The organism is Tsukamurella sp. II2bb (assembly GCF_057815145.1).
This window is the reverse complement of record NZ_JBYPZI010000009.1, coordinates 87,713-108,805: the sequence shown is the minus strand read 5'-3', so window position 1 is coordinate 108,805 and position 21,093 is coordinate 87,713. Positions and strand designations below refer to the sequence as shown.

Sequence of the window (21,093 nt, the reverse complement as noted above, 5' to 3'; positions counted from 1 at the left end):
TGGATCGGCAGCGAGCGGTAGGAGGGCACGAGCAGTGCGGCACAGGTCCCTGGGGCTGACGGTGGCGTCGGCACTGCTCGCCACGACCCTCACCGCGTGCGTCGCGGACCCGCCCCCGGCGGTGCCTGGGTCGGAGACCTCCGCGCCGCCGCAGGCGCCGGCCACCAGCGGTGCCACGGTGCAGGTGGCGATCGACGGCCTCGGACCGGGCTTCAACCCGCACCTCGCGTCCAACTCGTCCTCGGCCTCGCGGGCGCTCGCGGCGATGACCCTGCCGAGCGTCTTCCGCGAGGTGAAGGCGCCGGACGGGCGCGTGACGCTGGCCCAGAACACCGACCTGATCCCGACGATCGAGCACCCCGCGCCGTTGCAGATCGCCTACACCATCCGGCAGGACGCGCAGTGGTCCGACGGTGCGCCGATCGCCGCCGAGGACTTCGTCTACCTGTGGCAGTCGATGATCTCCGCCCCGGACACGGTGGGCTCGGCCCTCTACCGGCAGATCGAGTCGGTGGCCTCCGGCGCCGGCGGGAAGCGGGTCATCGTCACCCTCAAGGCGCCGCTGCCGGGCTGGCGGGCGCTGTTCCAGAACCTGCTGCCCAGCCATCTGATCAAGGGCTCGCCGGGCGGCTTCAACGGCGCCATGCGGGAGAAGGTGCCCGCGTCCGGCGCGGGCTACCTGGTGAAGAAGGTCGACGTCGCGCGGGACGAGGTCACCCTCGAGCGCAACGACCGGTACTGGATGAAGCCCGCCGGGGTCGATCGGATCGTGCTGCGCAAGGGCGGCACCGACACCCAGCTCGCCAACTCCGTCCGCACCGGCGACGTGCAGGTGGTCGCCATGCACGGCGGACCGTCGCTGCTCGCGCAGCTGACCTCGATCTACGAGGTGCGCGCCGTCGAGCAGGTCGATCCGCGCGTACTGTCGCTGACGCTGAACACTCGCTCGAAGTTCCTCTCCGACGTGGCGGTGCGTCGTGCGCTGCTGGACGCGGTCAACGTCGACCTGCTCACCACCGTCGGCTCCGGCGGCGATGCCGTCCGCCCCGCCCGCGCGCAGGTGCTGGCACCGTCGGACCCCGGGTACGCGCCGACGATGCCCGCGCGCCCCGCGCCGGCCGAGGCGAAGGCCAAGCTGGAGCAGGCGCTCGCGGGCGCCGGCTACTCGCTGCAGAACGCACCCATCCCGCCCAGCCAGAGCGTGCCGCCGACGCCACCGCCCGCGGCCGACCCGACGGGGCCGCCGGCGAGCGGCGACCCGTCCGCCCTGCCCGTGCCGCCCTCGCCCTCGCCGGGGGAGAACGTGCAGCAGTACGTGCGCGACGGGGTGCCCATGTTCCTGCGCATCGGCGTGCCGCAGGGCAACGTGCCCGCCTTCGCCGTCGCCAGCAACGCCACCGACCAGCTGCGCGCGATGGGCGTCTTCGCCTCGGTCGTCGCGCTCGAGCCGCAGGTCGTCGCCGGGACGGCGCTGCTCGACGGTGCCGTCGACGCCGTCGTCGGATGGTCCAGTACGGGCCCCACGCCCGCGGAGCGCTTCGCCTCCCGCGTGGAGTGCCCCGCGCCACCGTCGGGCGAGGACCAGCGGACCACGCCGACCAGCGCACCGCCCACGCCGAACGCCGAGAACGATCCGGCGGCCACGACGGTGGGCGGCAACCTCGCGGGCCTGTGCGACGCCGATCTACAGGCGCTCGCGCTGACCGGCCTGCGCGGCGGCGCCATCGACCTCGCCGCGATCGACACGGAACTGTGGTCGCGGGCGACGGTGCTGCCGATCCTGCAGGACGTCACGCTCACGGCCGTCGGGCCGACGGTGCAGGGCGTGACCCTGCAGGGGCCGCCCCGCGACGGCGTCTTCACCGGCGTCGAGGGATGGGCGCGCAAGTGACGCGGACGGGCGGACGACGGCTGCTGCTGGTGCACGCGCACCCCGACGACGAGACCATCACGACCGGCGGGACCATCGCCCGGTACCTCGCGGAGGGCGCCGAGGTCACCGTCGTGACCTGCACCCTGGGCGAGGAGGGCGAGGTGATGGAGGCGCGCTTCGCGCAGCTCACCGCCGAGAACGGCGACCAGCTGGGCGGCTACCGGATCGGCGAGCTCACGGGCGCGCTGGCCGCGCTGAGCGCCCCCGCGGGCCCGGTGCTGCGGCCGCTCTTCCTCGGCGGCATGGGCCGCTGGCGCGATTCCGGCATGGCCGGCACGCCCGCGGCCGAGCACCCGCGCGCCTTCGCCTCGTCGGCCCTCTCGCAGGCCGACGGTGGCCCGCTGCAGGCGCTCGTGAACATCATCCGGGAGCGGCGACCGCAGGTCGTGATCACCTACGACGAGGTCGGCGGCTACGGTCACCCCGACCACATCGCCGCGCACCGGCTCACGCACGCCGCGGTCGAGGCGGCGGCGGATCCCGCGGTCGCGGCGGACCTCACAGTCGCGGCCGACCTCGCGGTCGACCTCGCGGTCGCCGGGGAGCCGTGGGAGGTCGCGAAGCTGTACTGGACGGTGACCTCGCGCGACGACCTCGTCGCCGGGCTCGACGAGGTGCGGGACGCCGACCTGCCGGAGGACTGGCGCGTGCCCGCCGCGGACGAGCTGCCCGCCCACGAGGACGCGTCGATCACCACCCGGATCGACGTGGCCCCCGTGCTCGACCGCAAGCGCGCCGCGCTCCGCGCGCACGCGACGCAGCTCGGTGTCAGCGCGGACGGCGCCGCGCTCGCGCTGACCAACCGGATCGCCCAGCCGGTCTTCGCCGAGGAGGCCTACGTGCTGGCGCGCGGCACCGTCGCGCCCGGGCCCGACGGGATCGAGCGGGACCTGTTCGCGGGGGTCGGCTAGATGGAACCGGCCGACCGGATACTGCTCGGCGTCGCCGCCCTGGGCGGGGCGGTGTGCGCCGTCGGCGCCTCGATGTACCTCTACCTCTACGCCGGCGCCGTACCCCTTCCGCTCTCCGCGGTTCTGTTCGGCGCGCTGCTGGCGTGGATCTCGGTGGCGGCCCGCCGGCTCGGCGGCGAGCCCTTCCACGGCGCCCTCCCGGTGATCGCGTTCCTCCTGGTGATCGCGGTCTTCCTGCTCGGCGGACCGGGCGGCGACATCGTGCTCTACCTCGACTGGCGGCTGCTCGTACTCCTCGTCTGTGGAATCGGGCTGCCCGTCCTCGCCGGGCACCTGGCATCATCGGTGGAGTGACGGACGCTTCAGAGCACGCTCCCGCTCTTCTACCGGTGCCCTCGGTGCCGAAACGAGCGGCGGAGCCGTACGTGCCGACACCGTCGGCGATGCGCCGCGCGCTGCGCCGGGCGCGGGACGGGGCGGTACTCAACGTCGACGAGGCGCAGGTGCTCCTCGCGGCTCGCGGCGAGGACCTGGACGACCTGTGCCGCTCGGCGGCGCGGGTGCGCGACGCGGGCCTACTCGAGGCGGGGCTGACCGGGGCCACCGGCACGCCGCAGGTCACCTACAGCAAGAAGGTCTTCATCCCGATCACGAGGCTGTGCCGGGACCGCTGTCACTACTGCACCTTCGTGACGGTGCCGGGCAAGCTGGCCGCCGAGGGCCACGGGGCGTACCTGGAGCCCGACGAGATCCTCGAGATCGCGCGCCGCGGCGCGGAACTGGGCTGCCACGAGGCGCTGTTCACCCTGGGCGACCGGCCGGAGGACCGCTGGGAGGCCGCCCGGACCTGGCTCGACGAGCGCGGCTACGACTCGACGCTGGACTACGTGCGCGCCATGGCGATCCGCGTGCTCGAGGAGACCGGCCTGCTGCCGCACCTCAACCCCGGCGTGATGAGCTGGGAGGAGCTCTCGCGGCTCAAGCCCGTCGCGCCGTCGATGGGCATGATGCTCGAGACCACCTCCGAGCGGCTGTTCACCGAGAAGGGGCAGCCGCACTACGGCTCGCCCGACAAGGACCCCGCGGTGCGGCTGCGCACGCTCACCGACGCCGGCCGACTGTCGATCCCGTTCACGACGGGGCTGCTCATCGGTATCGGCGAGAACGAACGCGAGCGCGCCGAGTCGATCATGGCCATCCGCAAGGTGCATAAGGCCTTCGGCCACGTGCAGGAGGTCATCATCCAGAACTTCCGCGCCAAGCCGGACACCGCCATGCGGTCGGTCGAGGACGCGGACCTCGAGGTCTACCGTGCGGCGATCGCCGTGACCCGGATGGTGCTGGGGCCCGCGATGCGCGTGCAGGCGCCGCCGAACCTCGTCTCGGCCGACGAGTGCCGGCTGCTGCTCGAGGCCGGCGTCGACGACTGGGGCGGCGTCTCCCCGGTGACGCCGGACCACGTCAATCCCGAGCGGCCCTGGCCGGACCTCGACGCGCTCGCGCAGATCACCGCCGACGCGGGCTTCGAACTGCGGCAGCGGCTCACGGCGCAGCCCAAGTACGTCCGCGCCGGAAACCCGTGGATCGATCCGCGGATCGCCCCGCACGTGACCGCCCTCGCCGACGCCGGGACGGGCCTGGCGGACCCGGCGGCGATCCCCGTCGGGTTGCCCTGGCAGGAGCCCGACGAGGAGTGGGCGTCGTCGGGCCGGACGGACCTGCACTCCGCGATCGACGTCGACGGACGCAACACCGATACCCGCTCCGACCTGGGCTCGGCCTTCGGCGACTGGGAATCGGTGCGCGAGCAGGTGCTCTCGCTCTCGGCGCCGGAGAAGGTCGAGTCCGACGTGCTGTCCGCGCTGCGCGCGGCGGAGAAGAACCCGGGCGGCCTGTCCGACGATCAGTACCGCGCCCTGGCCTACGCCGACGGCAGCGGCCTGGAAGCCCTGGTGGCCCTGGCGGATCAGTTGCGGCGGGACACCGTCGGCGACGTCGTGACCTACGTCGTGAACCGGAATATCAACTTCACCAACATCTGCTACACCGGCTGCCGGTTCTGCGCCTTCGCGCAGCGCAAGGGCGACGCCGACGCCTTCACGCTCTCGATGAAGGAGGTGGCCGACCGCGCCGAGGAGGCGTGGCAGGTGGGGGCCACCGAGGTGTGCATGCAGGGCGGTATCGACCCCGATCTGCCGGCCACCGGCTACGCCGACCTGGTCCGCGCGGTCAAGCAGCGCGTGCCCGGGATGCACGTGCACGCCTTCAGCCCGATGGAGATCGTCAACGGCGCGGCCCGCTCGGGGGAGTCCGTGCGCGACTGGTTGATCGGCCTGCGCGAGGCGGGGCTGGACACCATCCCCGGGACGGCCGCCGAGATCCTCGACGACGAGGTCCGGTGGGTGCTCACGAAGGGCAAGCTGCCCACCTCGGCCTGGATCGACGTGGTGACCACTGCGCACGAGGTGGGCATCCGGTCGTCGTCGACCATGATGTACGGCCACGTCGACAATCCGTCGCACTGGGTCACGCACCTGAACGTGCTGCGCGGCATCCAGGACCGCACGGGCGGTTTCACCGAGTTCGTGCCCCTGCCCTTCGTTCACCAGAGCGCCCCCCTGTACCTGGCGGGCGCCGCGCGGCCGGGGCCGACGAAGCGCGACAACCGCGCCGTCCACGCCCTCGCGCGGGTGATGCTGCACGGCCGCATCGACCACGTCCAGACCTCATGGGTGAAACTGGGCACAGCGGGCACCCAGGCCATGTTGCAGGGCGGAGCGAACGACCTGGGTGGCACCCTGATGGAGGAGACGATCTCGCGGATGGCGGGATCGGCGCACGGATCGGAGAAGACGGTGGCGGAATTGCACGCGATCGCGAACGGCATCGGGCGCCCGGCGCGCGAACGTACCACGACGCACGCCCAGCGGGGTGCGGCGTGAACGCGCTCGAGCCGCGCGGCGGCGCGGTCACCGGGACGGTCAGCGACCTCGAGCTGGCGCGCACCGTCGGCGTCTTCGTGGCGGTCGCCCGCCCCGCGGTCGCGGGCGCGCGGTTCGTCTCCAGCCTCGCCGGCCTCACCCCGATCCCCGTGGTCAACGGCTACCCGCGTCGCGACGCGGACGGCCGCTCCCGCTGGTGGGTCATCCCCGTCGGCGCGGTGTCGACGGTGGCGGTGGCCTGGCCCGGAGCCCTCGGTCTGGTGGCGCGCCTGCTGCCGGTGCAGACCTACCTGGGCTTCGCGAACCAGACCCTCGTGGTCGTCGGCGTGGCGGGGGAGCACGGCGTCGACGAGCTGCCCGAGCAGATCGACCTGGTCGCGCGGGTGCTCTCGCGCCGGCACATCGACTCCCGCGCGCTGCTCGGGGACCGGCCCGGTTTCCAGGACCTGGTGCCCGTGCGCGAGACCGGTGACAAGCTCCGCGGCGGCCTGTTCTCTGCCGTCGGCGCGGTGCGCGACGTGATGCACACGGTGCGGTCGGCGCGGTCGGCACTCGAGGCCCGGCCGCGGCCGGCCGGCCTGTTCGACACCCTCGGCAAGCTGCCCGTCGTCGGTGCGGCCGCCGGCTACATCGGCGAGTTCGCCACGCTGCGCATCGTCGAGGCCCGCGCGTCCGACGGTGCGAAGATCCTCGGTCTCGAGGCCTCCTTCGCGGGCGGTGCGGCACCGTCGGGCATCGAGGCGGAGCAGGACCCCGAGGCCTAGAAGAGCCCGGCTTCTGTCGGCCGGCGACGTTAGACTCGGCGGCATGACTGCGCTTCGGAGAGTCGACTTGATGTCGCTCGACGATTGGCGTGCCTTGGGGGAGGACGCGGCGGTGCGGTCGGAGCTTCAGGAGGGGGTCCTGATGATGTCACCGAGCCCGCGGCCGGAGCACCAGGATGCGATCACAGCGCTCATCATGCAGGTCGGGCCCGCGGTGGCTGCCGGCTGGAAGCTCGCGCCCGACCTCGATGTGATCGTCGATTCGTCGTTTCCGCCCACCGTCCGTCGGCCTGATCTTTCCGTCCGCACGGCGGACGCGGGGCGTGAGGTGTCCGCGGACCAGGTTCTGCTCATCGTCGAGATCCTCTCGCCCGGGACCCGCCGTCAGGATCTGGTGACCAAGCGCAGCGAGTACGCCGACGCGGGTATCCCGCACTACTGGATCGTCGATCTTGATGCCGGCCCGAGCATCGAGGTCCTGCGCCTCGACGGCGGTGCCTACGTCGGCGAGGTCGTCACCGGTGTCCTGGAGACGACGGTGCCCTTCGCCCTCCGCGTGGATCTCACGGCACTCAGGAGATGAGGCCCACCACGGTGGCGGAGATGAACGAGACCAGCGTGGCGCCGTAGAGCAGCTTGAGCCCGAACTTGGCGATCTGATCGCCCTGCTCGGGGGCCAGCGACTTCGCCGCGCCGGCGATGATGCCGATCGAGCTGAAGTTGGCGAAGGAGACCAGGAAGGTCTGGACGATCGCGGTGGCACGCTCGCTCATGACCACGGCACCGCCGGGGTTCTGCGAGGTGAACGAGAGCATCGCGACGAACTCGTTGCTGACCAGCTTGGTGGCCATGATCTGGCCGGCCTGCACGCACTCGTTCCACGGGACGCCGGTGAGCCAGGCCAGGGGCGCGAAGACGTGGCCGAGCACGTCCTGGAAGGTCGTGCCGTTGAAGACGGCGGCGAACAGGCCGTTGACGAGCGCGAGCAGCGCGACGAAGCCGATCAGCATCGCGGCCACGGTGAGCGCGACCTTCGCGCCGTCGAGGATGTACTCGCCGAGCATCTCGAAGAAGGACTGCTTCTTCTGCTCGGGGGCGGCGAAGACGTCGTCCTCGGCCGCGATCTCGTAGGGGTTGAGCAGCGAGACCACGATGAAGGCGCCGAAGAGATTGAGCACGATCGCGGCGACGACGTACTTCGGCTGGATCATCACCATGTACGAGCCGACGATCGACATCGACACCGTCGACATGGCCGACGCCGAGAGCGTGTACAGCCGGTTCGCGGGCAGCGTCGGCAGGATCTTCTTGATCGCGATGAAGTTCTCGGACTGGCCGATGATCGCCGAGCTCACCGAGTTGAAGGACTCCAGCTTCGGCATCCCCGTGACCTTCGACAGCGCGAGACCGAGATACTTGATGATCAGCGGCAGCAGCTTGATGAACTGCAGAATGCCGATGAGCGAGGAGATCACGATGATCGGCAGCAGCACGTTCATGAAGAACGGGCCGGCACCGTCGGGGTTGGCCTTGTAGTCGACCAGGCCGCCGAAGACGAACGAGGTGCCCTCGTGGGCGTAGCCGAGCAGGTTCTTGAAGCCCCGGGAGAGCCAGTCGATCACCGTCTTACCGACCGGTGTCTTGAGCATGATCAGGCCCAGCACGAACTGGATCGCGATCATGCCCACGATGTACGGCGCCTTCTTCTTGAGCATCGCGAGGTTCCGCGTCGGCAGGAACGCGAGGAGGAGGAAGACGATCAGCCCGAAGACACCGACGATGACGTGCACCCGTGAATGAAATCACAGCCCGGCAGGTTAGGCGACACTTCTTTGTGAGGCCCGCCGCCCGCGCGGAATACTGTCGGGTGGAATCAGTCGGTGCGAAGGAGATGACAGGTGACGTACACCATCGCAGAGCCCTGTGTGGATGTGCTCGACAAGGCATGTATCGAGGAGTGCCCGGTCGACTGTATCTACGAGGGCAACCGGATGCTGTACATCCAGCCGGACGAGTGCGTGGACTGCGGTGCCTGTGAGCCCGTCTGCCCCGTCGAGGCGATCTTCTACGAGGACGACGTGCCGGACGAGTGGGCCGAGTACGTGACCGCGAACATCGATTTCTTCAACGAGATCGGTTCGCCCGGCGGCGCCGCCAAGCAGGGGAAGATCGACTACGACCACCCCTTCATCAAGGCGCTCCCGCCGATGAACACCGAGGACTGACGTGCCTCGCGTGCCCGTGGCGTCCGGCCTGCCGGACTTCCCCTGGGACACCCTCGCCGGTGCGAAGGCGAAGGCGGCCGCGCACGTCGGCGGCATCGTGGACCTGTCGGTCGGCACGCCCGTCGACCCGGTCGCGGAGCCGATCCGGCGCGCCCTGTACGAGGGATCCGCGTTCCCGGGCTACCCGGCCACGATCGGCACCGTCGCCCTGCGCGAGGCCGCCGCGGCGGCGCTGAGCCGGCGGTACGGCACCGTCGAACTCGCCGAGAACGCGATCCTGCCCGTGATCGGGACCAAGGAGGCGATCGCGCAGCTGCCGTCGCAGCTCGGGCTCGGTGCCGGCGATACGGTCGTGATCCCCGAGGTCGCCTACCCCACGTACGAGGTGGGCGCGCTGCTGGCCGGGGCGCGGCCGGTGCGGGCCGACGGTACCGCCCAGCTCGGCCCGGAGCGGCCGGCACTGGTCTTCGTGAACTCGCCGTCGAACCCGACCGGCAAGGTGCTCGGCGCGGACCACCTGCGCAAGGTGGTCCAGTGGGCGCGCGAGCGCGGCGCGATCGTGGCATCGGACGAGTGCTACCTGGGCCTGGCCTGGGAGGCCGAGCCCGTCTCGGTCCTCGATCCCCGGGTGTGCGACGGGGATACGACGGGGCTGCTGGCGATCCACTCGCTGTCGAAGACCTCGAATCTGGCCTCGTACCGCGCGGGCTTCCTCGCGGGCGACCCGGCGCTCATCGCCGAACTGTCCGCGGTGCGCAAGCACGCCGGCGCGATCGTGCCCTTCCCGGTGCAGGCCGCGATGACCTATGCACTGTCCGTCGACGAGCACGAGGCCGAGCAGCGCGCCCGGTACGCCGCGCGGCGCGCGGTGCTCCTGCGGGCGGTCCGCGGCGCGGGCTTCACCGTCGAGCACTCGGAAGCGGGCCTGTACCTGTGGTCGACCCGCGACGAGCCGTGCCGCGACACCGTCGATTGGCTCGCCGAGCGGGGAATCCTCGCCGCGCCGGGCGATTTCTACGGCCCGCAGGGCACCCGGCACGTGCGCATCGCGATGACCGCGACGGACGAGCGGATCAACGCCGCCGCGCAGCGGCTGGCCTGACCCGCGCGGGCGCCGGGCCGCCCGAGGGGCGCGCGAGGCGGGCGGCCGGCACCGTCGGGCCACCGGCCACCCGCCCGGGCGTCAGACGACGAAGGGCTTCGAATAGGCGTACGTCGTGACCTCGCCGTTCTTGGTGCCCACGGTGAAGGCCGTGACCAGGCGGACGGTGACCGGACCCATGCACGCGTCCACCGACAGGTCCCCGCGGTTGACCATGAGCCAGCCGCGGTTGCCCTCCAGCTTGCGCTCGGAGATGGTGATGTTCTTGATCATGCCGGGCTTGAGCGTGGTCGAGATGCTGAAGGTCGGGCTGCCGGCGTAGGACGGCGACGGCAGGCTGATGGTCGGGTTGGGGTCGACGCCCAGGCCGAGGCCGTTGGACACGTCGATCTGGCAGCCGGTCTGCATCACCATCTTGACGGTGGCCCCGGTGACCGGGCTCTTACCCTGGCCGGAGATGTCGCCGGTGGAGGTGGCGTTCCAGAACGCCTGCCGGGTGAACGCAGTAGCGGCCAGGTTGGGCACCGGGTTGATCTTGATGTTGGTGACCTCGGCCTTGATCACCCAGCCGTCGGGGGTGGTCATGGGGACGCTGATGTTGGGCAGCGTGTTCGGCGCGGCCGGTTTGGGCGACGGAGTGGGGCTGCCGGGCGCGGGCTCGGCGGCGGCGGGGCCTGCGGCGAGTGCGCAGCAGGCCACTGCCGCTGCGGCCGCGCGGAGTGCGGTGGAACGGATCACGACGTGACTCCCGATTTCTTGAGAAGGTCGGTCCCAGCGGCGACCCGCTGAGATAGCGCCCAAGAGTACAAGAGCCTTCGGACCTCTACGGCCGATGTGCGCGCGATCCGTTCCGACGGTGCCCCGCGCCGTCAGTTCTTGTGCAGGGCGGCGTTGAGCTCGACGCCCTCGCTCTTCCACGGCACGACCTCGACCGCGCCGGTCACCGAGTTGCGGCGGAAGAGCAGGTTGCTCTGCCCGGCCAGTTCGCGGGCCTTGACCTGCGTGCCGTCCGGTCCGGTCACCTTGGTGCCCGCGGTGAGGTACAGCCCGGCCTCGAGGACGCAGTCGTCGCCGAGCGGGATGCCCAGGCCCGAGTTCGCGCCCAGCAGGCACCGCTCGCCCAGCTTGATGATCTCCTTGCCGCCGCCCGAGAGGGTGCCCATCGTCGACGCGCCGCCGCCCACGTCGGAGTGGTCGCCGATCACGACGCCCGCGGAGATCCGGCCCTCGACCATCGCGGTGCCGAGAGTGCCGGCGTTGAAGTTCACGAAGCCCTCGTGCATCACGGTCGTGCCCTCGGCGAGGTGCGCGCCCAGGCGCACCCGGTCCGCATCGCCGATGCGCACGCCGGTGGGCAGCACGTAGTCGACCATGCGCGGGAACTTGTCCAGCGAGTACACGGTGACGGTGCCGCGCCGCCGCAGCGCCGCACGGACCAGCTCGAAGCCGGCGGGGGCGCAGGGGCCGAAGTTCGTCCACACGACGTTCGCGAGCAGGCCGAACTGGCCCTCCAGGCTCAGCCCGTGCGGCTGCACGAGGCGGTGGCTCAGCAGATGCAGGCGCAGGTAGACGTCGTGCGCGTCGACGGGGGCCGCCGCCAGGTCCGCGATCGTCGTCTCGACGACGACGGTGCGCACCTTGCGGTCGGCGTCCGGCCCGGCGAGGGCGGTCAGCTCGGCGGGCGCGCCCGCCGGATCCTGCGCGGTGCCGACGGTGCCGCCACCCTCGGTCAGCTCCGGCGCGGGGTACCAGGTGTCGAGCACCGTCCCGTCGTCCGTGATGGTGGCCAGTCCGTACGCCTTCGCTCCACGATTCGTCACGCGCTCAGGGTACCGGGCGGCCCCGACGGTAGCGGGCGGAGCCGGGTGGCGGTCACCCGTCGTACGGAGGTGAGGGCTGCGCCACGACGTGTGCGGAGACCAGGGTGGCCAGCGGACGGTACGTGCGTTCGCGAGTGGCCGTCCCGGGTACGAGGCGGATGACCGCGGTGACCCACGTGCCGTCCGGTGGCAGCGCCGGCGCGCCTGCCAGCTCGATCTGGATGGGGCGCGCGTCCGCGACGCAGCACCAGATCATCATGCGGGCGAGGACCGGCCGGCCGGCGAGGTGCGCGACGTAGGCGGTGACGCTCACGTCCCGGTCGAGCGAGCCGCTGGTGTCGCTGACGGCGCGGTTCTGGAAGTCGTACAGGGCGATCCGCGGCGCATCGCCCGCGGGCAGGGGCGGGTACCGCGTGTCGGCGGCGGGCTGGGCCGCGGCGGCGTTCATGACCGCGCTCGGTGCGGTCTGCGGGCCCAGCGCGGGTGGGGCGCAGAACAACAGCAGCAGCACCGGCGGGAGCACCAGCCACGCCGCGCGATGCCCGTGCTCGTGCTCGCCGGCGTGATCGTGGAGCGCCTCGCCCTGGGCGACGTGATCGAGGTCATCGTCGGCATCGGCGGATCGTGCCACGTCGGCGGCCATCCCCGAGACGGAGAGCAGGAGGATCGCCACCCCGGAGACCAGCAGGAGCCAGAACATTCCCGGTTGCACGTAGTCCAGGTAGCGGCCGGTGAGCACGGCGACGGTGACGGCCGTGCCGAACAGCAGGAGCGTGAGGTTGCGGGCGGGAAGGTTCACCGGTCACCTCCACCCGATCACGGCGGCGCCGACCGCGGTGGCGCACAGCACCGCGACGACGAAGCAGAGCGGCGCGAACCGCGCGACGAAGCGCCAGCCGAACTCGCCGCCCTGCATCGCCATGAGCTTGACGTCCACCACCGGACCCACCACGAGGAAGACCAGGCGCGGCAGCAGCGGCAGCGCGCTGAGGGACGCGGCGACGAAGGCGTCCGCCTCGCTGCACAGCGCCATGATCACGGCCAGCACCGCCATCACGGCGATCGCGACGACCAGGTCGGTGGACAGGTGCGCCATCCACGATGCGGGGACCACCACGTGCAGCGCGGCGGCGAACGCGGCGCCGGCGGCGAGGTAGCCGGCCGACTCCAGCAGGTCGTGGCGCGCCGTCCGCGCGGCGAGCGAGAGCCGTCCGCGCAGCCCCTCCGGCAGCGCTGCGGCAGCGGGGAGCGTCGCGGCGCGGGTGATCCAGTGCTGCTTGCCGATCAGCAGCCAGAGCCATCCGACGGCGATCGCCGTCGTCAGCGACGCCACGAGCCGTGCCGCCGCGATCTCGGGGGCCTGGGGGAAGGCGACGGCCGTCGCGATGATCACCACCGGATTCACCGCGGGCGCGGCGAGGAGGAAGGTGAGCGCCACCGCGTCGGGCACCCCGCGCTCGCGGAGGCGCCCCGCGACCGGCACGGCCGAGCACTCGCACCCGGGGAGCGCGGCGCTGGACACGCCGGCCACGACCACGGCGGCCGACCGGCGGCGGGGGAGCACGCGGCGCAGCGCCTCCGCGGAGACGAATCCCGCGACGGCCCCGCTCACCAGCACGCCGAGCACCAGGAACGGCGTGGCCTGCAGGAAGATCCCGACGAACACCGTCGCGGCGGTCTGCAGCGCCGGCCGGGCGTCCAGGCCGGCGGAGATCCAGCGGGCGCCGACGATCACCGCACACACCGCCGTCACCAGCACGGTGACGGCGGGGAAGGAGCGACGTGCGACGGTCGTCGTCATGGCACAAGTGTGCCCGGGGCGATAGCGTGCGGGAAGTGACCCCACTGAAGGACACGGCCGGGCTGGCGAACCGGATCGACGACGCCGTCGACGACGGGGACCTGGCGAAGGCGTCCGCACTCATCGCGCCGCTGACCTCGCACCAGGTCGTGGACGTCCTCGAGCGGCTCGGCCGCAAGGACCGCGCCGTCGTCTTCCGGTTGCTCGCCAAGGACGAGGCGCTCACCGTCTTCGAGTCGCTGGACGCGCCGCTGCAGGGCGAGCTGATCCACGACCTGCAGGACGAGCAGGTGACCGGCCTGTTCGCCGAGCTCGACCCCGACGACCGGGTGAGTCTGCTCGACGAGCTGCCCGCGACCGTCGCCGCGCGACTGCTGCACGGCCTGCCCGACGACGAGCGCGAGGCGACGGCGGCGCTGCTCGGCTACCCGCAGGGTTCCGTGGGCCGCGAGATGACCCCCGAGTTCGTCTCGGTCCACCCGGAGTACACCGCCGAGCAGGCGCTCGCCGCGGTGCGCGCCCGCATCGACGACGTGGAGACCATCTACGGCATCCCGGTCGTGGGCCACGGTCGGGTGCTCGCCGGCATCGTCGGGCTGCGCGGCCTGATGCGCAGCGCCCCCGGGACGCCGGTGAGCGAGATCATGAACCCCGCGGGCACGGCGCGGGCGCGGGAGTCCGCCGAGGACGCCGCGCGGCGCTGCGCCGAGCAGCGGCTGCTCGTGATGCCGATCGTGGACGACGAGCACCGCCTCGTCGGGATCCTCACCGTCGACGATGCGTTGCGCATCCTGGAGGAGGCGGAGAGCGAGGACGCGGCCCGGCAGGGCGGCGTGGAGCCGCTCAACCGGCCCTACCTCTCGACCCCGGTCCGCACGCTCGTGCGCTCCCGCGTGGTGTGGCTGCTCGTGCTGGCGATCGGCGCGACACTGACCGTGAAGGTGCTCTCGGTCTTCGAGGACAGCCTGCAGGAGATGGTGGTGCTCTCGCTGTTCGTGCCGCTCATCATCGGCACCGGCGGCAACACGGGCAACCAGGCCGCCACGACGGTGACCCGCGCCCTCGCCCTCGGCGACATCACCACCCGCGATGTCCTGCGGGTACTGGGCCGCGAGGTCCGCGTCGGCGCGACGCTGGGACTGATCCTGGGCGGGCTCGGCGCGATCATCGCGGGCCTGCTCTTCGGCACCGACGTGGGGCTGGTGATCGGAGCCACCCTGCTCGGGGTCTGCACCATGTCGGCCACGGTCGGCGGCCTCATGCCGATCGTCGCGAAGTCCATCCGGGTCGACCCCGCCGTCTTCTCCAACCCCTTCATCAGCACCTTCGTCGACGCGACGGGCCTGATCCTGTACTTCCTCATCGCGAAGGCGATCCTCGGGATCTGAGCACTACCCTGGAGGGGTGACTCTCGAACTCGCCGCCGACCCGATCGACCTCACCGCCGCGCTGGTGGACATCCCGAGCGTGAGCCACGACGAGGAGCGCATCGCCGACGAGGTGGAGGCGGCGCTCCGGGCGCTGGGCCGCTTCGAGGTGCTCCGTGTGGGCAACAACGTGCTCGCGCGGACGAACCGCGGTCTGCCGCAGCGGGTGATGCTCGCCGGCCACCTCGACACGGTCCCCATCGCCGACAACGTCCCCAGCCGTCGGGAGGGCGGCATCCTGCACGGCTGCGGCACCGTCGACATGAAGAGCGGTGACGCGGTCTTCCTGCACCTGGCCGCGACCATGGCCGAGCCCGCCTACGACCTGACCCTGATCTTCTACGAGTGCGAGGAGATCGCCTCGCAGTTCAACGGGCTCGGGCGGATCGAGCGCGAGCTCCCGGACTGGCTGCGGGCCGACGTCGCGATCCTCGGCGAGCCCTCGGGCGGACTCATCGAGGCCGGCTGCCAGGGCACCATCCGGGTGCGGATCACCGCCGCCGGCGTTCGCGCGCACAGCGCCCGGTCGTGGCTGGGCGACAACGCGATCCACAAGCTCGGGCCCGTCCTCACCGCACTCCAGGGCTACGCTGCACGCACCGTCGACATCGACGGCTGTGAGTACCGCGAGGGCCTCTCGGCCGTGAAGATCGAGGGCGGCGTCGCCGGGAACGTCGTGCCCGACGAGGCCTTCGTGGACGTCAACTTCCGGTTCGCCCCGGACCGCACCGTCGACGAGGCGATCGCGCACGTCCGTGAGGTCCTGGCCGCGCCGCTGGCCGACGGTGCCCTCGCCTTCGAGGTCACCGACGCCGCGCCCGGCGCGCTGCCCGGCCTGCGTGCTCCGGCCGCCGCGAAGCTGGTCGACGCGGCGGGAGGTCGCTTCCGCGCCAAGTACGGCTGGACCGACGTCTCCCGGTTCGCGGCCCTCGGCATCCCGGCGGTGAACTTCGGTCCCGGCGATCCCAACTTCGCGCACAAGCGCGACGAGCAGGTCGAGATCGCGCAGATCACGGAGGTGACCGCCGTGCTCCGTGCCTTCCTCGCGGGGGAGTGACCGAACCGGCGGGCCGGGGCGCGGAGCGCCTTCAGCGGTGGCGCGGAGGGGTGAGTAGGTTGTCCGTCATGGCCTCCGAGAAGAAGCCCTCCGACGACCACTACCTGCGCTACCGCGGCCCCGTCCGCGTCCAGGGCGTGGCGGCGGCGGAATCGTCGACCACCGACCAGCGGCTCCTCGCGAACGCGGGCGACGCCGACTGGCTGCACAACGATCCCTGGCGGGTCATGCGGATCCAGGCCGAGTTCGTGGAGGGCTTCGGCGCCCTCGCCGAACTCCCGCGCGCCGTCACCGTCTTCGGATCGGCTCGGATCAAGCAGGATTCGGCCGAGTACGCCACCGGGCGGGAGCTGGGCGCCGCCCTGGTGCGCGCGGGCTACGCCGTGATCACCGGCGGCGGGCCCGGCGCGATGGAGGCCGCGAACCGCGGTGCCAAGGACGCCGAGGGCCTGTCGGTGGGGCTGGGCATCGAGCTGCCCTTCGAACAGGGCCTCAACGACTGGGTCGACCTGGGCATCAACTTCCGCTACTTCTTCGTGCGCAAGACGATGTTCGTCAAGTACGCGCAGGCCTTCGTCTGTCTCCCCGGCGGTTTCGGCACGCTCGACGAGCTCTTCGAGGCCCTCACCCTGGTGCAGACCCACAAGGTGACCCGGTTCCCGATCGTGCTGCTCGGCACCGCGTACTGGGGCGGGCTGATCGACTGGATCCGGGGAACCCTCACGGAGCAGGGCATGGTCTCGCCGGGCGACGCCGACCTGATCACCGTCACCGACTCCGTCGCCGAGGCCATCGACATCATCGTGCGCGCCGACGCGGCGCGGGAGCGCGAGGCCGAGGCGAGCGAGGTGGATCCGTCATGACGGCCATCGCCGTCTTCTGCGCGTCGCGGCCCGTGGCGCAGGAGTACATCGACCTCGCGACCGAGGTGGGCCGCGGCATCGCCGCCGGTGGCGACTCCCTGGTCTGGGGCGGCGGGCACGTCTCCATGATGGGGGCTGTCGCGCAGGCGGCCCGCGACGGCGGCGCCCACACGCTGGGGGTGATCCCGACGGCGCTCGTCGATCGGGAGGTCGCCGACCGCGGGGCCGACGAGCTGCTCGTGGTCGACACCATGCGCGAGCGCAAGCAGCTCATGGACGACAACGCCGAGGCCTTCCTGATCCTCCCGGGCGGCGTCGGCACCCTCGAGGAGTTCTTCGAGGCCTGGACCGCGGGCTACCTGTCCATGCACGACAAACCCGTGGTGGTCCTCGATCACGACGGCTTCTACGCGCCGCTGCTCGACTGGATCGTCGGGCTGCGGGCCAAGGGCTTCGTGGGTGACGCGGCTCTCGGTCGATTGCAGCGCGCGACCGACGTCACGACCGCCCTCGACGCGTGCCGTGGTACGACGGCGCCACGGTAGGCTCGCCGCGTGAGCTCTACGCAGAAGAACACCACCGTTCGCGTCGCTGACCTGGCCAAGGGGGTCCGCAAGCTGATCCCGGACCTGCCCCTGCTGGTCCGCGAGGGCCCGTCGATCCTGCTGCGGTCGCAGAGCAGCAAGGAGACCATCGGCACCGTCTTCGCCAAGCGCGCCGCGCAGCACCCGTCGCGCGACTTCCTGCGCTTCCACGGCGAGGGGATCAGCTACGGCGAGGCCAACGCGACGGTGAACAGCTATGCGCGTGTTCTCCTCGAGCGCGGCGTCAAGGTGGGCGACGTGGTCGGCGTCGTCATGCACAACCACCCGCAGATGGTGCTGGTCATGCTGGCCGTCGTCAAGGTCGGCGCCACCGCGGGCCTGGTGAACTACAACCAGCGCGGCGCCGTGCTCGCGCACAGCCTCGGCATCCTCGAGACGGGCACGATCATCGCGGGCCAGGAGGACCTCGAGGCCTTCGACTCCCTCGACGCGGCGGACCGGCCGGCCGACGGGGTGGTGCTCACCATCGACGAGCTCGCCGAGCAGGCCGCGCAGCTGCGCGCCCGGGATCCGCACGCCACCGAGAACCCGGCCGTGACCGCGACGCTGCCCGCGAGCACCCGCGCCTTCTACGTCTTCACCTCGGGCACCACCGGCATGCCGAAGGCGTCGATCATGACGCACTACCGCTGGCTCAAGGGCATGTCCGGCTTCGGTGGCACAGCGGTCCGGATGCGCGGCGACGACGTGATGTACTGCCCACTTCCGCTGTACCACAACAACGCTGCGCTGGTGGCGCTCGGCTCGGTGCTGATCTCCGGCGCCACGCTGGCCATCGGCCGCAAGTTCTCGGCGAGCCGGTTCTGGGACGAGGCCAACGAGAACTCGGCCACGATGTTCATCTACATCGGCGAGATCTGCCGCTACCTGCTCGGCCAGCCGCCCAAGCCCAGCGATCGGTCGAACACCATCCGGGTCGCGGTGGGCAACGGCCTGCGGCCCGAGATCTGGCGGGAGTTCCAGGAGCGCTTCGGGATCGACCGGATCATGGAGTTCTACGCCGCCAGCGAGACGAACATCGCCTTCGTCAACGTCTTCGACGTCCGGGCGAGCGTCGGGCTGTGCCCGCTGCCGCACGCCGTGGTGGAGTACGACATCGACACGGCCGGACCGAAACGCGACGCGCGGGGCCGGCTCCAGCGCGTCAAGCGGGGAGAGAACGGGCTGCTGCTCACCAAGATCACCAAGGCGGCGCCCTTCGACGGCTACACCGACGGCGACGCGGGCGAGGCCAAACTGATCCGCGACGGCTTCAAGGACGGCGACGTCTGGTTCAACACCGGTGACGTGGTCACCAACCAGGGCTTCTTCCACATCGCCTTCGTCGACCGCCTCGGCGACACCTTCCGCTGGAAGGGCGAGAACGTCGCCACCACGGAGGTCGAGGGAGCCCTCGACGAGGCGGACCAGGTGGAGGGCGCCATCGTCTACGGCGTCGGGATCCCCGGCGCCGACGGCAAGGCGGGCATGGCCGCGATCACGCTCGCCGAGGGACACGAGTTCGACGGTGCCGTGCTCGCCAAGCACCTGCGCGGCGCACTGCCGGGCTACGCGATCCCGCTGTACCTGCGGATCGTGCCGAGCCTGGAGGTCACCTCCACCTTCAAGAGCCTCAAGGGCGACCTGCGCAAGCAGGGCTTCGAGGAGACGGGCGAGGATCCGCTGTACGTCTTCGTCGGCGGTGCGGACGGCTACGTCCCGGCCTACGACGGGTACGCCGCGGACGTCGCGGCGGCCAAGGTCCCGGACCTGCGTTCCTAGGATGACCGCACCGTCGCCGGGCGCGGCCCCCCGTCCGACCTTCTGCGGCCGCCCGGTCCCGGTGGACCGGGCGCTGGTGATGGCGATCATCAACCGCACGCCCGACTCCTTCTACGACCGCGGCGGCTACTTCGCGGTCGACGCGGCGCTCGCGCGGGTGGACGCCGCGGTCGCCGAGGGCGCCGACGTGGTGGACGTCGGCGGGGTGAAGGCCGGCCCGGGCCAGGACGTGGACGCGACCGAGGAGATCGCGCGGACGGTGCCCTTCATCGCGCAGGTGCGCGACCGGCACCCCGACCTGCTGATCAGCGTGGACACCTGGCGCGCCTCGGTGGCCGAGGCCGCGGTGGACGCCGGCGCCGATCTCATCAACGACACCTGGGCGGGCGCCGATCCCGACCTGCCCCGGATCGCCGCCGCGACCGGCGCCGGCCTGGTGTGCTCGCACACGGGCGGCGCCGTCCCGCGGTCGCGCCCGTACCGGGTGCGGTACCCGGACGTGGTCGCCGACGTGCGGGACAGGCTCACCGCCGCCGCCGAAGCCGCGTACTCGGCGGGCGTGCGCGAGGACGGGATCGTGATCGATCCGACGCACGACTTCGGGAAGAACACGCACCACGGACTCGCGCTGCTGCGCCACCTCGACCGACTGGTGGACACCGGCTGGCCGGTCCTGATGGCCCTGTCCAACAAGGACTTCATCGGCGAGACGCTGGACGCGGGGCTGGACGAACGCGTGGCCGGCACCCTGGCGGCGACGGCGCTGGCCGCGCACGCGGGTGCGCGGATGTTCCGCGTGCACCAGGTGGCGGACACCCGGCGCGTGGTGGAGATGGTGGCGTCGATCGACGGTGTCCGGCCGCCCGCGCGCGTCGTGCGAGGGCTGGCATGAGCGGGGAGGCGCCGACCGCACACGCGAGCGAGCGCTTCTTCGCGGAGCCGTCGTGGTCGGTGCGGGAACTGGTCGCGGCGAAGGACGGACGGACCGTCTCGGTGGTGCTGCCGGCCCTCAACGAGGAGGAGACCGTCGCCGGCGTCGTCGAGACGATCGTGCCGCTGCTCGGCACTCTCGTCGACGAGCTGATCGTGCTGGATTCGGGTTCCACCGACGCCACCGCCGAGCGGGCGCGCGCCGCGGGGGCGACGGTGATCAGCCGGGAGGAGGTGGTCCCCGGGCTCGCCCCGGTGCCGGGCAAGGGGGAGGCGCTGTGGCGCGGGGTCGCGGCCTCGTCGGGCGACCTGATCGCCTTCGTCGACTCGGACCTGATCGAGCCCGACCCGCGGTACGTGCCGCGCCTGCTGGGGCCGATGCTCCTCGATCGTGGTGTGCACCTGGTCAAGGGCTACTACCGGCGGCCGCTGCGCGTCTTCAAGCAGGGCGAGGACCCGACGGGCGGCGGTCGCGTCACGGAGCTGGTGGCCCGCCCGCTGCTGGCGGCGCTGCGACCGCCCCTGCGGGTGATCCTGCAGCCGCTCGGGGGCGAGTACGCGGGCACCCGCGACTTCCTCGCCTCCGTGCCCTTCGCGCCGGGATACGGCGTCGAGATCGGGCTGCTGCTCGACGCGGAGGCCCGCTACGGCCTGGACGGGATCGCGCAGGTGAACCTGTCGGTGCGCAAGCACCGCAACCGCGACCTGCGGGACCTGGGCGTGATGAGCCGGCAGATCATGGGAGTCGCCCTGCGGCGCTGCGGGATTCCGGATTCGGGCGCGGGCATCACGCAGTACCTGGTCGAGCCGGGGCCGGAGGACCGGTTCACGGCGATCACGACGGACCTGGACCTGCAGGACCGGCCGCCGGTGGACTCGCTGGAGTCGTAGCGGCAAGTGCTTGACGGTGTGGAAAGTACTTTCTATGGTGGGATGGCCGACCGTAGAAGGG

The 21,093-nt window shown here is 71.8% G+C and carries 20 protein-coding genes; 15 read left to right on the top strand and 5 right to left on the bottom strand.

Annotated features, from left to right (window positions below):
- Positions 1-34 precede the first annotated feature (34 nt).
- Genes AC21LY_RS19100 through AC21LY_RS19075 form a run of 6 tightly spaced genes read left to right on the top strand, consistent with a single transcriptional unit; the run spans position 35 to position 7,133 of the window.
- Positions 35-1,891: an ABC transporter family substrate-binding protein gene (locus AC21LY_RS19100; protein ID WP_489048137.1), complete on the top strand. Its 1,857-nt coding sequence runs from the start codon at positions 35-37 to the stop codon at positions 1,889-1,891.
- Positions 1,888-2,844, top strand: coding sequence for an N-acetyl-1-D-myo-inositol-2-amino-2-deoxy-alpha-D-glucopyranoside deacetylase (gene mshB / locus AC21LY_RS19095; RefSeq protein WP_489048136.1), 957 nt, complete (start codon positions 1,888-1,890; stop codon positions 2,842-2,844). Before AC21LY_RS19100 ends, mshB begins: the two co-directional genes overlap by 4 nt.
- Positions 2,845-3,198: a hypothetical protein gene (locus AC21LY_RS19090; RefSeq protein WP_489048135.1), complete on the top strand. Its 354-nt coding sequence runs from the start codon at positions 2,845-2,847 to the stop codon at positions 3,196-3,198.
- The gene (locus tag AC21LY_RS19085) at positions 3,195-5,786 is read left to right on the top strand and encodes a bifunctional FO biosynthesis protein CofGH (RefSeq protein ID WP_489048134.1); all 2,592 of its coding nucleotides are present in this window, start codon (positions 3,195-3,197) and stop codon (positions 5,784-5,786) included. The genes AC21LY_RS19090 and AC21LY_RS19085 overlap by 4 nt, the downstream gene beginning before the upstream one ends.
- The gene (locus tag AC21LY_RS19080; protein ID WP_489048133.1) at positions 5,783-6,550 is read left to right on the top strand and encodes a hypothetical protein; all 768 of its coding nucleotides are present in this window, start codon (positions 5,783-5,785) and stop codon (positions 6,548-6,550) included. Before AC21LY_RS19085 ends, AC21LY_RS19080 begins: the two co-directional genes overlap by 4 nt.
- Before the next feature lie 43 nt (positions 6,551-6,593).
- Complete coding sequence (locus tag AC21LY_RS19075) at positions 6,594-7,133, top strand: Uma2 family endonuclease (protein WP_489048132.1); 540 nt, start codon at positions 6,594-6,596, stop codon at positions 7,131-7,133.
- On the opposite strand, the gene AC21LY_RS19070 is transcribed toward AC21LY_RS19075, so the two are convergent.
- Entirely contained in the window at positions 7,123-8,340 is a 1,218-nt protein-coding gene (locus AC21LY_RS19070; protein WP_489048131.1) for a NupC/NupG family nucleoside CNT transporter, read from the bottom strand. The two genes, AC21LY_RS19075 and AC21LY_RS19070, sit on opposite strands and share 11 nt — an antisense overlap.
- A gap of 108 nt (positions 8,341-8,448) precedes the next feature.
- On the opposite strand from AC21LY_RS19070, the gene fdxA reads away from it, so the two are divergent.
- The gene (gene fdxA / locus AC21LY_RS19065; protein ID WP_489048130.1) at positions 8,449-8,775 is read left to right on the top strand and encodes a ferredoxin; all 327 of its coding nucleotides are present in this window, start codon (positions 8,449-8,451) and stop codon (positions 8,773-8,775) included.
- A 16-nt stretch (positions 8,776-8,791) separates the two neighbouring features.
- Positions 8,792-9,877, top strand: a complete 1,086-nt coding sequence (gene dapC / locus AC21LY_RS19060) for a succinyldiaminopimelate transaminase (RefSeq protein WP_489048266.1) — start codon at positions 8,792-8,794, stop codon at positions 9,875-9,877.
- A gap of 81 nt (positions 9,878-9,958) precedes the next feature.
- Here dapC and AC21LY_RS19055 read toward each other — a convergent pair whose 3' ends face one another.
- The 4 genes from AC21LY_RS19055 to AC21LY_RS19040 all read right to left on the bottom strand — a co-directional run bounded on the left by AC21LY_RS19055 (position 9,959) and on the right by AC21LY_RS19040 (position 13,498).
- Positions 9,959-10,615, bottom strand: coding sequence for an MspA family porin (locus tag AC21LY_RS19055; protein ID WP_489048129.1), 657 nt, complete (start codon positions 10,613-10,615; stop codon positions 9,959-9,961).
- Between the two features lie 131 nt (positions 10,616-10,746).
- Positions 10,747-11,697: a 2,3,4,5-tetrahydropyridine-2,6-dicarboxylate N-succinyltransferase gene (gene dapD / locus AC21LY_RS19050; RefSeq protein ID WP_489048128.1), complete on the bottom strand. Its 951-nt coding sequence runs from the start codon at positions 11,695-11,697 to the stop codon at positions 10,747-10,749.
- A gap of 52 nt (positions 11,698-11,749) precedes the next feature.
- A complete protein-coding gene (locus AC21LY_RS19045) occupies positions 11,750-12,496 on the bottom strand; it encodes a TIGR03943 family putative permease subunit (protein ID WP_489048127.1) in 747 nt (248 codons plus the stop codon).
- Between the two features lie 3 nt (positions 12,497-12,499).
- A complete protein-coding gene (locus AC21LY_RS19040; RefSeq protein WP_489048126.1) occupies positions 12,500-13,498 on the bottom strand; it encodes a permease in 999 nt (332 codons plus the stop codon).
- Positions 13,499-13,542: 44 nt separating this feature from the next.
- Between AC21LY_RS19040 and mgtE the strand changes: the two genes are divergently transcribed.
- From mgtE to AC21LY_RS19005, 7 genes are all read left to right on the top strand, one after another.
- The gene (gene mgtE / locus AC21LY_RS19035) at positions 13,543-14,886 is read left to right on the top strand and encodes a magnesium transporter (RefSeq protein WP_489048265.1); all 1,344 of its coding nucleotides are present in this window, start codon (positions 13,543-13,545) and stop codon (positions 14,884-14,886) included.
- A gap of 16 nt (positions 14,887-14,902) precedes the next feature.
- A complete protein-coding gene (gene dapE / locus AC21LY_RS19030) occupies positions 14,903-15,982 on the top strand; it encodes a succinyl-diaminopimelate desuccinylase (protein ID WP_489048125.1) in 1,080 nt (359 codons plus the stop codon).
- 68 nt (positions 15,983-16,050) lie between these two features.
- Positions 16,051-16,845 carry an LOG family protein gene (locus AC21LY_RS19025; protein ID WP_489048124.1) on the top strand — a complete coding sequence of 265 codons (795 nt, stop codon included), beginning with the start codon at positions 16,051-16,053 and terminating at the stop codon, positions 16,843-16,845.
- Positions 16,842-17,390, top strand: coding sequence for an LOG family protein (locus tag AC21LY_RS19020; protein ID WP_489048123.1), 549 nt, complete (start codon positions 16,842-16,844; stop codon positions 17,388-17,390). The genes AC21LY_RS19025 and AC21LY_RS19020 overlap by 4 nt, the downstream gene beginning before the upstream one ends.
- A 9-nt stretch (positions 17,391-17,399) precedes the next feature.
- A complete protein-coding gene (locus tag AC21LY_RS19015; protein WP_489048122.1) occupies positions 17,400-19,211 on the top strand; it encodes a long-chain-acyl-CoA synthetase in 1,812 nt (603 codons plus the stop codon).
- A 1-nt stretch (position 19,212) separates the two neighbouring features.
- On the top strand, positions 19,213-20,103 hold the full coding sequence (folP, locus tag AC21LY_RS19010) for a dihydropteroate synthase (protein ID WP_489048121.1): 891 nt from the start codon (positions 19,213-19,215) through the stop codon (positions 20,101-20,103).
- Positions 20,100-21,032 (top strand): glucosyl-3-phosphoglycerate synthase, encoded by a 933-nt coding sequence (locus AC21LY_RS19005; protein ID WP_489048120.1) that lies wholly within the window; start codon positions 20,100-20,102, stop codon positions 21,030-21,032. Before folP ends, AC21LY_RS19005 begins: the two co-directional genes overlap by 4 nt.
- The last annotated feature ends 61 nt before the right edge of the window (positions 21,033-21,093 follow it).